We start from the raw sequence: 12,496 nt of genomic DNA, 5'->3' as shown, positions 1-12,496 counted from the left end.
GGTCCACCTACAGGAGACTTCCCGATGTCGAGCCCCTTCGCTTCCGCTGTTCCCGCCTTCGCCCTCGCCGCCGCCCTCGGTTCGGCCCTGGCCATGGGCGCCACGCCCGCCTCCGCCGCCGACAAGGCCGCCAAGGAACGCTGCTACGGCGTGGCCCTGGCCGGCAAGAACGATTGCGCCGCCGGCCCCGGCACCACCTGTGCCGGCACCTCCAAGACCGACTACCAGGCCAACGCGTGGAAGTACGTGCCGGCCGGTACCTGCACCAAGATGCCGTCGAAGACCTCGCCGACCGGCTTCGGCCAGCTGGCGGCGTTCACGCCCAAGCCCGCCAAGGCCGGTTGATCGCGACGCCGGAGATGCGACGGTGACCCGTACGTCCCTTCCCCGTGCCACCGATCGTCTCCCGGTCGATGCCGGCCTGCCCACGCAGGCCGGCATCGGTTTCAAGCCGGTGCATTTCGATGCGCTGATGGGCGATCCGCAGCCGCCCGGTTTCATCGAGGTGCATGCGGAAAACTATCTGGGCGCGGGGGGCACGCCACACGCGCACCTGTCCGCGCTGTGCGAACGCCTGCCGCTGTCGGTGCACGGCGTCGGCCTGTCGCTGGGTGGCGAAAGCCCACTCGACACCGTCCACCTGGCGCGCGTGCAGGCCCTGCTCGCGCGCTGCCGGCCGGCGGTGTTCTCCGAACACCTGGCGTGGTCGACGCACGACGGCCGATTCTTCAACGACCTGCTGCCGCTGCGCTACGACGCCGCCTGCCTGGCCCGCGTCTGCCGCCACATCGAACAGGTGCAGGAACAGCTTGGCCTGCAACTGCTGCTGGAAAATCCCAGCACCTATTTCACCGTCGCCGGCAGCACCTACAGCGAGCCCGACCTGCTGTCGGCCATCGTGCAGCGCACCGGCTGCGCGCTGCTGCTGGACGTCAACAACGTGCATGTGTCCTGCCACAACCAGGGCCACGACCCGCTCGCCTACCTCGCCGCGCTGCCGCTGCACTCGGTGCGCGAGATCCACTTGGCCGGCCACGCGCGCGATGTCGATGCCGTCGGCGAGACGGTGCTGATCGACGACCATGGCGCACCGGTCGACGACGCGGTGTGGTCGCTGTACCGCCATGTGCTGAAGCGCACCGGGCCGCTGCCCACGCTGATCGAGTGGGACACGCACGTGCCCGACTACGCCACCCTGCGCGCACAGGCGCGGCAGGCGCAGGCGTGCTTGGACGACGCCGCCACGCGGCGCGCCGCAGCATGAGCGCCGCGGCCACCCTGCACGGCGCCTTCGCGACCGCGCTGCGGCATGCGGCCACCTTGCCTGCGAGCGTCGCCGGCGAGCGCGCCGTGCGCCGCCTGGCGATCCACCGCAACACCTTCGTCGTCAGCCTGGTCGATGCGCTGGCCGCGTCGTTTCCGGTGACGCAGGCGCTGGTGGGCGAAACATTCTTCAGCGCGATGGCGCGCGAACGCGTGCTGGCGGATCCGCCGCGATCACCGGTGCTGACCGACTATGCGTTGGACTTCCCCGATTTCATCGCCGGCTTCGCGCCGGCCGCCGTCGTCGCCGGCCTGGCCGACGTGGCGCGCATCGAAGCGCTGCGCATCCGCGCTTACCACGCCGCCGATGCCGTGCCGCTGCCCGACGCCGCCTACCACGCCCTGCTGCAGGCACCGACGCGCCTGCCCGGTACGCGCATCACCCTGCATCCGGCCTGCGCCTGGTTACGTGCGTCGCATGCCGCACTGACCGTGTGGCAAGCGCACCAGGGACTGACCGATCTGGCCGACGCACGACTGGACGACATCGACACCACCGTGTCCGAAGACGTGCTGGTCGCGCGCCCGGCCTTCGACATCACGGTGACCGCACTGCCGGCCGGCGCCCTCGCCTGGCTCGACGCGCTCGCCGCCGGCCACGCGCTCGGCGAGGCCTTCGCCCTGGCGCATGCGTCCTCACCGCACACCGATGACGGCGCGCTGTTCGCCCTGCTGCTGGCGCATGGCCTGGCCATCGCCTTCGATCCTCCAACGGAGTCCTGATGTGAGCACGCTCGATACCTCCATGACCGCACGACCCCAACGCGCCGCCGCACGCCGCATCGCCGGAACGCTGGCGCACTTCGCCCGCGTCCCGCACAGCCTGATCGCGCTGCCGGCGCGCGTGTCGGTGGCGGTGACGTTCTGGCTGTCCGGGCAGACCAAGATCGAAGGGCTGGTGCTGGACCCGCTCGGCGGCACGGTGCAGTTGGAATGGCCGCGGATCTCGGAGAACGCCATCGAACTGTTCCGCAGCGAATACGCGCTGCCGCTGCTGCCGCCCGAGCTCGCCACGTACTTGGCGGCGGTCGCCGAACACGTGTTCCCGCTGTTGCTGGTGATCGGCCTGGCCAGCCGGCTGTCGGCGCTGGCACTGCTGGCGATGACGCTGGTGATCCAGGTGTTCGTGTATCCGGCCGCGTTCGCCACGCACGGCCTGTGGGCGGTGTCGCTGCTGTACGTCATGGCGCGCGGACCGGGCGTGCTGTCGCTGGACGCCCTGATCGCACGCCGCTGTGGCGTGTCCGCACGCTGACTTGGCAGACCCCGATGCGAGCCGCATGATGGCCACTCTCCTCGCTTTCCCGTCACCCGTCGTGGTCGAGCCGCAACGCACCGATGCGATGCCTGCCGACGCCCAGCAGACGCCTGCCGGCGACGACGATGCGTGGGGCCACTGGATGGGGCGCGCGCAGGGTGGCGACAACGCCGCCTACCACGCGCTGCTCAGCGCCATCGCGCCGTACCTGCGCGCCATCGCACGGCGCTACCTGGGCGACCGCGAGGATGCGGAGGACGCCGTGCAGGACATCCTCATCATCGTGCACGGCGTGCGCCACACCTACGAACCCGGGCGCCCGTTCAAGCCGTGGCTGGCCACCATCGCCACGCGCCGCTGCATCGATGTGCTGCGCCGGCGCGCGCGTCGGGTGCAATACGAAGTGCTGGCCGAGGAACCGTTCGACCGCATCGACGAGGACAGCCCCGGCCCCGACGATGCCCTCGCCCGCGGCCAGGCCGCGCAGCACGTACGCCGCGCGGTGGCCGACCTGACGCCGCGCCAGCAGCAGGCCATCGAACTGGTGCACCTGAAGGACCTGTCGTTGAATGAAGCCTCGTCGGAAAGCCGGCAGAGCGTCAGCGCGCTGAAGGTGGCCTGCCACCGCGCGCTGAAATCGCTCCGGCACGCACTGGGCAAAGAGGACGTCCCCCATGACTGATACCCGCCGCCTGATCGACCAGCTTGCCGCGCGCGCCGAACCGGTGCGCCCGCTCTCCTCGCCGCTGCGCCGCACGGCGCTGTGGGTGGTACTGGCGGCGGTGCTGATCGCGATGATCGCCTCGGTCTACGGCCTGCGTACCGGCCTGCTGGCGGACCTGGCCCAGGCGCCGCTGCTGCTGGAATGGATCGCCAGCGTGCTGACCGGACTGCTGGCGGCGTATGCGGTGTTCCAGATCAGCGTGCCCGGACGCTCGCCGCGGTGGATGTGGCTGCCGGTACCGGCGCTGCTGCTGTGGCTGGGCGGGCTGGGCTGGGGCTGCCTGCGCGATTACGCGCGGCTGGGTGCGGATGCGTTCCTGATGGAAGCGGTCAGTTCGGAATGCGCCGTGGCCATCACCATGACCAGCGTGCCGCTGGGCCTGCTGATGCTGGTGATGGTGCGCCATGCCGGCGTGGTGCGGCCGGCGCCGACCGCGATGCTGGTGGCACTGAGCGCCGCCGCGCTGTCCGCTGCCGGCGTCAGCCTGTACCACGGCGGCGAGACCGCGCTGATGGTGTTGCTGTGGCACCTGGGCGCCGTGGTCGTGCTGTCGCTGCTGTGCCTGCTGTTCGGCCGCCCGCTGTTCGCGTGGATCGGTTACGCCAAACGCTGATGCCCCACGCCGTGCCGCATTTCGACGCACGCGGCGCGGTCAGCGGCCGGGGGTGGATCCAGCCCCGCTGGCCGCGGGCGCGCGGGTGGCGTTCCAGTTGAACAGGAAAGCGCGATGCTCGGCCCAGGTCTGTCCGCTGGCGGTGTCGCCGGTCAGGCAGACCGCGGTGTGGTACGGCCCCACGCCATCGGTGGTGCGGAAACTGGCGCACAGGCGACCGCGGCTCTCCTTCCACCGGCCGGCCTCGATGACGCTGTTGTAGAAACTGCCCTTCACCGTGCCGTCGGCGTTGAGCGTCAGCTGCATGGGCTGGGTGTACGGCGTGCCCGGCACAGTGGACAGGTCCACCACCCAGCTCCCGTCCAGCGGGGTGGCCTGCAGGGGCAGGGACAAGGACAGCGCCAGCGCGGCGGCGGCGATCAGGGGCGTGCGCATCGGTGTTCCGTTTGTCGGCGGGGAGTCCACTGCGCTACGCGTCGCGCAGGCCGAACGGATGCGACACCACGGCGACGATGTGCCAGCGGGCGCACGCCGCCCTCCCTTGCGCCGACGCGATCGGCGTCGCCCACCGCCGACAGACGTCACGACAGCCCGCCGCGTTTGAAGGTAAGGTGCCGGCATGTCCGTGAAGACGATCACCGAAGACGGGCGCCAGCTGACCGTGCAGACGCTGCAGAAAGTCGATCCGCTCGGCGTCGCCTACTGGCAGGGCCGCGCCATGTTCCGCATCGCCAACGGCAGCGCCCGCGCCGACGTGGTCACCCGCACCCGCCACGCCACGCGCGAATCCGCCGAGAACGCCGCCATCGCCCTCGCACGCGCGAACGGCTGGGTGGATCCCACGACCTCCCCGTAGGGTGGGCCTTGGCCCACCGCCCGTGATCGCATCGGGATGAAGGCGATCGCCGGCGTCTGACCGGGCGACGCCGGCGTGCGAGGGAAGGTGTCGGGAGTGGACCACCGGAGTCAAGGACGGCCGTGCGTATTTCCCATGGAGGGTGTTGTATTCCACACGCTCCCGACACCCGCAGTCTGTCCCGACCACGCAATGCGCGTCCATTTACATTTCTGCCTGCCTTGTCCCGTGCAGCACGCAGCTCACAGACGGCCGACGGCAACCGCCAGTGAGTCGGATACTTTCCGTGGCAGGTCTCCCGGGTTCGCCGCGCGGACCCGGGCTACGGGACAGGCTTCCGCGCAGGGTGGGCCTTGGCCCACCGCCCCCATCCGCGATGGTGCGCAATCGGCGGGCTTGAGCCCCTACGGGCTCACCGCGGGTCGGCGTGCACGGGACAGGCTTCCGCGTAGGGTGGGCCTTGGCCCACCGCTGCCCATCCGCGATGGTGCGCAATCGGCGGGCTTGAGCCCGCCCTACGGGCTCACATCGGGTCGGCGTGCAGCGCCACGTTCAGGCTATCCACCACCATCGCCCAGTCGGCATCGTCCAGGCGCTCCTCGCGCAGCAGTTGTGCCTGCGCCGGCGACCAGAACGGCGCTTCCTCCAACCGCATGTCGTCGGGCAGCGGCGAATGCGTGGCGATGAACTGCTGGATGCTGGCGTGGTCGTCCGGCAGGCCGAGTTGGGCGAACAGGTCGGAGAAGGGATGGACCGTGGGTTCCATGACGTTGCCTCGTGGGAGAGGGTTCCAGCCTATCCCGAGACGCGTGAAGCGAGTGATTGAGACATGGCCCGGACAAGGCCAACGGCCGCACCCGGACTCGGACCCGTCCGGTGCCACGCCCTCCCGGGTTTGCTGCGGCCCCGGGCGACGGCTGCAAGATGCGCTCCCGCGTAGGGTGGGCCTTGGCCCACCGCTCCGCCCATCCGCCGCGGTGTCCGATGGCAGGCATGAGCCCGTCGAAGTGGTAGCGTGCCCCCGTGGCCGCAGGCGTCCTCCGGGGGAAGCGACATGAAACCGTTCTTGCTGTCGAAGCTGCTGCTGTCCCTGCTGATCGGCCTGCTGCTGTTGCGCTCGGACGCGCTGCAGGCGGTACGGGCGTCGGGCACGCGTGTGCAGGCCACACCGTCCGTCGAGGTGCGCTGGAACGCGCCGACCGCCGACCGCGTCGCACCACCGTCGTCAGCGACACCGCACGCCCCGCCCGCGGCCTCCACCGCACCGTCGTCCACTGATCCCTTCGCCTCCGTGTACATCGTGACCTCGCGCGATACGTGGCAGGGCATCCGTGGGCTGGCGCGGGAGGCCGTCGCGGAGCACGACAGCACCGGCCAGCCGCTGGTGATCGCCGAGACGCGCGCCGATCGCCTGGGCGCGATCAGCGACCACGTGCACGTCAACGAACGCCGCTGCGGCGGCTACTTCGCGTTCCCCACGCGCGCGCAGGCCGAGACCTTCGTGCAGGCCGACCGGGCCAAACAGGCGATGGCGAAGTCGATGCTTGCCGGCTACACGCTCGACAACCACGACACGGTGAACCGCTGGTTGCCGCAGGTGCAGGAGCAGAGGCTGTACGCGACCATCCGCCACCTGTCGGGCTACCGCAACCGCTACTTCGCCAGCACGCACGGCAGGACCTCGGCGGAGTGGATCCGCGACCATTGGCAGTCGCTGGCGGCCGGCCGCGAGGACGTCACCACCGAGCTGTTCACCGCCTGCGCGAACTGCGGCACGCAGCCCTCCGTCATCCTCACGATCCGCGGCAGCGACCTGCCGCACGAGGTGGTGGTGCTGGGCGCGCACCTGGATTCGATCAACGGCAGCAATCCCTACGACCCCGAGCAGCACGCGCCGGGCGCCGACGACGACGCCTCCGGCATCGCCACGCTCACCGAGACGCTGCGCATCGCGCTGGCCGACGGCTGGCAGCCGCGGCGCACGGTGAAGTTCATGGGCTATGCGGCGGAGGAAGTCGGTCTGCGCGGATCGCATGCCATCGCGCAGTCCTTCCGCGCCGGCGGCGTCAACGTGGTGAGCGTGCTGCAGGTGGACATGACCAACTACAAGTCCGGCGCGGTCACCGACATGAAGCTGATCAGCGATTACTCCAACACTGAGCTGAAGGCCTTCTTCGTCACCCTCTTCGACACCTACCTGGCGCCGCGCGGCCTGACCCGCGGCAGCGTGGCCTGCGGGTACGCGTGTTCGGACCATGCGTCGTGGACCCATGCGGGCTATCCGGCGGCGATGATGTTCGAGGCCGGCGATCCGAATGGCAGCTTCCGCTACATCCACACGCCGTACGACACCCTGGCGACGATGGGCGAGAGCGCGCAGCACAGCGTCAAGTTCGCCCAGTTCGCGCTCGCCTACCTCGGCGAGACCGCGAAGACGCGCGGCAAGGTCACCGGCGGACCGGCGCAGGTGTTGGCGATGCCGTAGGGCGGGCCTTGGCCCGCCGCTCGATGAGTGCGGACACGATGCGATGGTGGGCTTGAGCCCGCCCTATGCGCTTACCCGGGCTACGTCGTGGCCCCCTTGGAGACCGACATGAGACACGCATTCGCCACCATCGCCTTCACCCCTGCGGTCCGCGAGGTGCAGGCGCGCGAGGGCAGCCGCGCGCAGTACGCACGCGCGTTCGAGTCCGGCGAGGAGGTGCGCAACGCCAAACTCGGCGCCGATGAAGCGGCCTTCATCCACGCGCAGCGCAGCTTCTACATGGCCACCGTGTCCGAAACCGGCTGGCCCTACGTGCAGCATCGCGGCGGAACCCCGGGTTTCCTGCGCGTGGTCGATGCCACCACGCTGACCTTCACCGACCTGCCCGGCAACCGCCAGTTCATCAGCGTGGGCAACGTGGCCAACGACGACCGCGTGGCCCTGATCCTGATGGACTACACCCACCGGCAACGGTTGAAGCTGCTGGGCCGGCTGAGTGTCGAGGAGTCACCGGGCGAAGCGCGCACCGAACGCACCATGACGATCCACATGGAAGCCTTCGACTGGAACTGCCCGAAGTACATCCCGATCAGATTCGAGGCCGAAGACGTGCAGCGTGCATTGGACGAGCGCGACCGGCGCATCGCGGCGCTTGAGGCGCAGCTGGCCGAGTTGCGCGGGAAGCCATAGGGCGGGCCTTGGCCCGCCGTTCGACAGTTACCTATCGCATGCGATGGCCGGCTTGAGCCCGCCTTACCTTGCTGCGTTGCTAGGTGAAAGGCGGTTCGCCCGCGGCAGATCGCTTGCACCACCTATTGGGATGTGGAATCTTCCGTTCAAGGCGCAGAATCCACGTATAGGTGGTGGGGCTGCGGCCTCCATCAACGGGTAGCGGGAGGGGGAAATGCTCGGTTATCTCGGCGCTGTCGCGCTAGTGGTCTTCGCGGTGTATCTGATGGTGGGCGCAAGCAGGACCGCCAATGCCATGGATCGCGAGGCATTCGAACGCACCAATGCGGCCGGCGTCCAGGAATTCGAATCCTACGATCACCTGGTGAAGCAACGGAATCGCGGCTCGACGGCACGATTCAAGGCCTGGCTGTCGTTGGTCGCACTGGCTGGAGCGGCGGTCCTTGCGCTGGCGACGTTCATCACTCGGGACATCGCACAGACGGCCGCGACCGTCGATGAAGAGCGCTACTACAACTATTGCAAGGCAGCCTGGGACGACTACAAGGGCAATCTCGAGTATTGCCGGAAATGGTGCGAATTCCCCGCCAACAAGGAAAACTGCAGGAAGATTTTCGGCTCAGCCGAAGGCCCGAGTGGGGAGACGCGCCAGCGCTAAGCCTAGCGCTGCTGCATGGCCGCATAGGGCGGGCCTCGGCCCGCCGTTCGATGGTACGGATGGCGTGCGATGGCGGGCCTAGGCCCGCGCTGCGGACGCAGTCGTTCCCGCGTCGCGTTACTCCTGGTCCGTCGGCGCGCTGGCCGCGCCAACGACCTGCTTCTCCGGCGCTTCGCCATTCAGCGACTGCTGGATGTCGGGAATCATGACGTCCAACGCTTCCCGCACGAGATACATCTTGCCTTGCCACACGCTGGTGTTGAGCTTCTGCCAGCGGGTCAGGCGCGCATGGGAGTTGAGGGTGTAGTTCTTCTCGATGGGCACGCCATGTGCGTCCGTCCATGCCATCGCGACGTCCAGAGTGTAGGTATTGTCGGCATGCCGGTACGTGCCCTTCTTGAAGATCAGCCTGATCGGCATGACCGCTTGGGCGGCGGTACCCGTCGGGGCGAAGATGCCGACCCGCTCAAGTTCTGCTGCCAGTATCGACGCCAGCGCTTCCTGATCCGGAGGATTGAAGAAGAACTCCGTTTTGGTCTTTCCGAAAACAGGGATATACATGCCACCCGCCATCGCCAGGTCCGACCAGGTCTGTTCGTCAGGCGTGAACGTGGTGCTCTCCACGACGACAGAGGCAGACGACTGGGCAGTGACCGCGCCCGAGTAATGCGCATCGGTCAGCGGTATGCGTTTTGCGGCCATGGCTGGCTCAATGGCCGCCATGGCGCAGACCAACCACAGAATGATGCGCAAACCTTTCTCCATGGCGCGACCTCTTGCATGGCTGCGAACGCGACCTTCGGGATCGCGGTAGGGCGGGCCTTGGCCCGCCGTTCGACGTGTACGGATCGCGTGCGATGGCGGGCCGAGGCCCGCCCTACGATCCTCAGGTCCCCAACAGTTCCACGTCGAACTTCAGGGTGGCGTTGGGCGGGATGACGCCGCCGGCGCCGCGGGCGCCGTAGCCGAGGTTGGCGGGGATGATGAGGGTGCGCTGGCCGCCCACCTTCATGCCCTGCACGCCTTCGTCCCAGCCCTTGATGACCATCCCGTCGCCGAGGGGAAAGATGAAGGGTTCGTCGCGGTCCTTGCTGGAATCGAACTTGGCGCCCTGCGCGCCGTTCTCGTACAGCCAGCCGGTGTAATGCACGGTGACGTTGCTGCCGGGCTTGGCCTCGACGCCGCTGCCGACGACGGTGTCTTCGTACTGCAGGCCGGAGGCGGTGGTGGTGAATGCCATGGGGTGTTCCTTGTGGGGATCGGAAGTGTCCGGGACGTAGTTTATCGCCCGTGAACCCCAAGCGCTTCACGTAGCCCGGGTAAGGCCGCAGGCCGCACCCGGGATCGCGACCGTGACGTGTGCAATGCACCCCGGGTGCGCTGCGCTTACCCGGGCTACGTGGACTCCTTGTTGATCCTCTTGTTCCGGCGCTTACGTCGGGCGCATCACATGCGCATGGCCGGCCCCTCACGCGCCTGCACCTGTTGATCCTGCAACGGCGTTTGCGCCTCACGCTGCTGCTGGATCAGCATCTGTTCGCCCAGCTCCGCCATGCGCTGCCCCTCGGGAGACCGGGAGAACGCGCCGGCGATGCGGTCCAGCTCATGGCTGTCGCCCGCCAGCAGGGCGGCATAGACGCTGTTGACGTACGGATCGTCGAAAGGTCCGCGTGCGGGTTCACGGGCGCTTTGGCGATCGTGGGTTTCCGTGGCCGTGGCTGGAATGCGTGGCAGCGTGTCGACCGTCCCGCGATCCCCTTCTCGTGCCTCCATGTGGTCATGTTCTTCCGCGCGTTGCAGCTCAGCCCGCACTCGTGCACCGCCACCCGGCTCGCTCAGCACGATTCCCAACTGTCCATTCTGGAAATGCTCGATCACCGTAGGCTCGCGTCCCACCTGATCCTGGGCCAACGTGTCCGTCACCGAGAGAGTGTTGTTCTCCAGCGCGTAGATGAAGCGCCCCTCTTCGCTGCGGTAGGTGTTGGCAGGATCGTCCGCTGCGCGCGCGCCGCCCGTCAGGGCCTCCCCGCCCCAGCGCACCTCGCCCACGCCGTCGCTGTCCCTCACGGTGTCGCCGGCATCGATCACATAGGTATCGCGACCCTCACCGCCTTCCAGCCGGTCCCGGCCCTGCCCACCGATCAGGATGTCATCGCCCCGATGGGCTCGCAGTGTGTCGTTGCCGCCTTCGCCGATCAGCAGGTCGTTGCTTGAGATCTCGGCATTGCCTCGCATCCTGCGGGAGTCGAGGGTGGCGGCATGATCCTGGTCTACCTCTTCAACACTCGTGTTGCGCTGTTCTCGACGTACCGCATTCTGGGTTCGGTTGTTCCCGGCGTGCGCGCGAGCCACCGCTTCCGCGTCCTGCAGGTCACGGCCCGCATCGAGATGGATACGCCCCGCATTGAAATTGGCGTCGGTAAGTCGATCCGACAGTTCCGGGTATTGCCGGCGCAGGTCCTGTAGCAGCGCAGTGCGCGCGGGTGCGAGCGCGTCAGCTATAGTGGATACACGACCGTACTCGTTCACCAGTTCCGGATAGTCTCTGTTCGCCTGGGCAACCCGGTTGCGACGTGCGGCTTCACCCTCGACGGTAACGCCAAACTCCCTCTCGACGCGATCTACTTCGTCGCGGTGTAGCTGAAACGCGCGATACACGTCACGGGCCTGCTGGGGCGTAACGTTGTCGGGATCATCGTACAGGCCGAACACTTCTGCCTCCGCGAACCGTCGCTTGCGAAGGCCCGCCTCCTTCGAATCCGCATCCGGATATTGCTCATGAAGCTCGTCGCTGCCCCAGCAGTTGTATCGCATCTGGAACCACGCTTCCGCACGGTCGCCGTTGCGTATGGCATCCATCACCGAATGCTCGGGAACGTTACGCTGCTGCGAACCCGAAAGATTGCCCACTCCCCGGTTGTATGCCAACGACACCACCGCGACTCTTTCGTCCGACAGCGGCATTTCAAGGTCGTTCGCGGGGCGTTCGTATTCTGCGAGCGAGGCCCGCAGTAACCTATCTGAATCCCTCGCATCCAGCACCCGCGTGAACGTCACACCAATTCGGGTCTTCTCGGCATTGGTCTCAGCCGCATCAATGGTCGCCAACGTCCGCCATTGGTCTTGCGTCAAATCAATACCTGATTGTCGCCATATCTCAACGTTGTTGTCCCGGTTGAAGGTGTATCCCCAACCGATCGTCGCCATGCCATCGCCAATGTTCTGTGCATGTGCATGCAACCCCTCGGCCCCTATAACAACGAGGCGCAGCTTTCGATCGTACTCAGACTGGCTCAATTCCCGATAGTCCATCATCAATTCTCCTTCCTTCCCAGGACCGCGTCACAACTCTGCCCCCTCTTCTTCGCATCCGTTTGCGATGAAGCCTCAAGCGATCTCACCAGAACCTCGTCCGCAGCAATGATGGCGATATCTGTTTCCCCGCGTCGAACGTTATCCACCTGTTTCCAATGCAGGTCGCTTCCCTTCAGCGTCGCGCGCACCAGCGCAATGGATCCGTTCCGGAAGCTTTCCACCGCCAGGATGGCGGTATCACCTACCGCGGTGCCGACAATGCTTCCTTCGTCGATCTGCCGCAGGTTGACGAGTGCGCCGCCGAAGTCGCCACAGATGCGCTCGCCGTCCTGCACGAGAGCAACGTCGAAGCCGCCACATTCGAGCGCCGGATTGGTTCTGTCGCACCACTTCACCGACCATCCACCCGTAAAGTCTGGCTTCGCCGCTTGCATCGGTTGGTTGAATGCGCAACCAACCAATCCAGCGCAGGAAACGATCAGAGAGATCGCAGACGCTTTGACAGCAAATCTTTGGATTGCCATGGGGTCCTCCTGACCTTTTTCCTGACAGGCGGCAGTCTGCCAGAGATGAA

At 67.3% G+C, this 12,496-nt stretch carries 16 protein-coding genes; 10 read left to right on the top strand and 6 right to left on the bottom strand.

The annotated features are described in order from the left end of the window. Positions 1-24: 24 nt before the first annotated feature. Genes VGN58_RS02205 through VGN58_RS02180 form a run of 6 tightly spaced genes read left to right on the top strand, consistent with a single transcriptional unit; the run spans position 25 to position 3,918 of the window. Positions 25-345, top strand: a complete 321-nt coding sequence (locus VGN58_RS02205) for a DUF2282 domain-containing protein (protein ID WP_327481188.1) — start codon at positions 25-27, stop codon at positions 343-345. 22 nt (positions 346-367) lie between these two features. Continuing rightward, the gene (locus VGN58_RS02200; protein ID WP_327481186.1) at positions 368-1,264 is read left to right on the top strand and encodes a DUF692 domain-containing protein; all 897 of its coding nucleotides are present in this window, start codon (positions 368-370) and stop codon (positions 1,262-1,264) included. Next, positions 1,261-2,046 (top strand): DNA-binding domain-containing protein, encoded by a 786-nt coding sequence (locus VGN58_RS02195; RefSeq protein WP_327481184.1) that lies wholly within the window; start codon positions 1,261-1,263, stop codon positions 2,044-2,046. The genes VGN58_RS02200 and VGN58_RS02195 overlap by 4 nt, the downstream gene beginning before the upstream one ends. Before the next feature lie 22 nt (positions 2,047-2,068). Further along, the gene (locus VGN58_RS02190) at positions 2,069-2,578 is read left to right on the top strand and encodes a DoxX family protein (protein WP_327481182.1); all 510 of its coding nucleotides are present in this window, start codon (positions 2,069-2,071) and stop codon (positions 2,576-2,578) included. Between the two features lie 28 nt (positions 2,579-2,606). Then, positions 2,607-3,263 (top strand): RNA polymerase sigma factor, encoded by a 657-nt coding sequence (locus VGN58_RS02185; protein ID WP_327481180.1) that lies wholly within the window; start codon positions 2,607-2,609, stop codon positions 3,261-3,263. Next, positions 3,256-3,918 carry a DUF1109 domain-containing protein gene (locus VGN58_RS02180; protein WP_327481178.1) on the top strand — a complete coding sequence of 221 codons (663 nt, stop codon included), beginning with the start codon at positions 3,256-3,258 and terminating at the stop codon, positions 3,916-3,918. Before VGN58_RS02185 ends, VGN58_RS02180 begins: the two co-directional genes overlap by 8 nt. Positions 3,919-3,957: 39 nt before the next feature. On the opposite strand, the gene VGN58_RS02175 is transcribed toward VGN58_RS02180, so the two are convergent. Then, a complete protein-coding gene (locus tag VGN58_RS02175; protein ID WP_327481176.1) occupies positions 3,958-4,353 on the bottom strand; it encodes a hypothetical protein in 396 nt (131 codons plus the stop codon). A 184-nt stretch (positions 4,354-4,537) separates the two neighbouring features. Here VGN58_RS02175 and VGN58_RS02170 point away from each other — a divergent pair, with 184 nt between their 5' ends. After that, entirely contained in the window at positions 4,538-4,774 is a 237-nt protein-coding gene (locus tag VGN58_RS02170) for a hypothetical protein (RefSeq protein ID WP_327481174.1), read from the top strand. A gap of 523 nt (positions 4,775-5,297) precedes the next feature. On the opposite strand, the gene VGN58_RS02165 is transcribed toward VGN58_RS02170, so the two are convergent. Next, entirely contained in the window at positions 5,298-5,540 is a 243-nt protein-coding gene (locus VGN58_RS02165) for a DUF2789 domain-containing protein (RefSeq protein ID WP_327481172.1), read from the bottom strand. 288 nt (positions 5,541-5,828) lie between these two features. Between VGN58_RS02165 and VGN58_RS02160 the strand changes: the two genes are divergently transcribed. From VGN58_RS02160 to VGN58_RS02150, 3 genes are all read left to right on the top strand, one after another. Continuing rightward, a complete protein-coding gene (locus VGN58_RS02160; protein ID WP_327481169.1) occupies positions 5,829-7,259 on the top strand; it encodes a M20/M25/M40 family metallo-hydrolase in 1,431 nt (476 codons plus the stop codon). Between the two features lie 108 nt (positions 7,260-7,367). Next, a complete protein-coding gene (locus VGN58_RS02155; RefSeq protein WP_327481167.1) occupies positions 7,368-7,949 on the top strand; it encodes a pyridoxamine 5'-phosphate oxidase family protein in 582 nt (193 codons plus the stop codon). Between the two features lie 214 nt (positions 7,950-8,163). Further along, entirely contained in the window at positions 8,164-8,607 is a 444-nt protein-coding gene (locus VGN58_RS02150) for a hypothetical protein (protein WP_327481165.1), read from the top strand. A gap of 117 nt (positions 8,608-8,724) precedes the next feature. On the opposite strand, the gene VGN58_RS02145 is transcribed toward VGN58_RS02150, so the two are convergent. From VGN58_RS02145 to VGN58_RS02130, 4 genes are all read right to left on the bottom strand, one after another. Beyond that, on the bottom strand, positions 8,725-9,372 hold the full coding sequence (locus VGN58_RS02145) for a hypothetical protein (RefSeq protein WP_327481162.1): 648 nt from the start codon (positions 9,370-9,372) through the stop codon (positions 8,725-8,727). Positions 9,373-9,493: 121 nt separating this feature from the next. Further along, a complete protein-coding gene (locus VGN58_RS02140) occupies positions 9,494-9,847 on the bottom strand; it encodes an FKBP-type peptidyl-prolyl cis-trans isomerase (protein ID WP_327481160.1) in 354 nt (117 codons plus the stop codon). 206 nt (positions 9,848-10,053) lie between these two features. Next, positions 10,054-11,922, bottom strand: a complete 1,869-nt coding sequence (locus tag VGN58_RS02135; RefSeq protein WP_327481157.1) for a glycoside hydrolase family protein — start codon at positions 11,920-11,922, stop codon at positions 10,054-10,056. Then, positions 11,922-12,446 carry a hypothetical protein gene (locus tag VGN58_RS02130; RefSeq protein ID WP_327481155.1) on the bottom strand — a complete coding sequence of 175 codons (525 nt, stop codon included), beginning with the start codon at positions 12,444-12,446 and terminating at the stop codon, positions 11,922-11,924. Before VGN58_RS02130 ends, VGN58_RS02135 begins: the two co-directional genes overlap by 1 nt. Positions 12,447-12,496: the final 50 nt, after the last annotated feature.

The sequence above is a fragment of the Pseudoxanthomonas sp. genome (assembly GCF_035999195.1).
GTDB lineage: Bacteria > Pseudomonadota > Gammaproteobacteria > Xanthomonadales > Xanthomonadaceae > Pseudoxanthomonas_A.
This window is presented reverse-complemented; position numbering and strand designations above follow the sequence as displayed.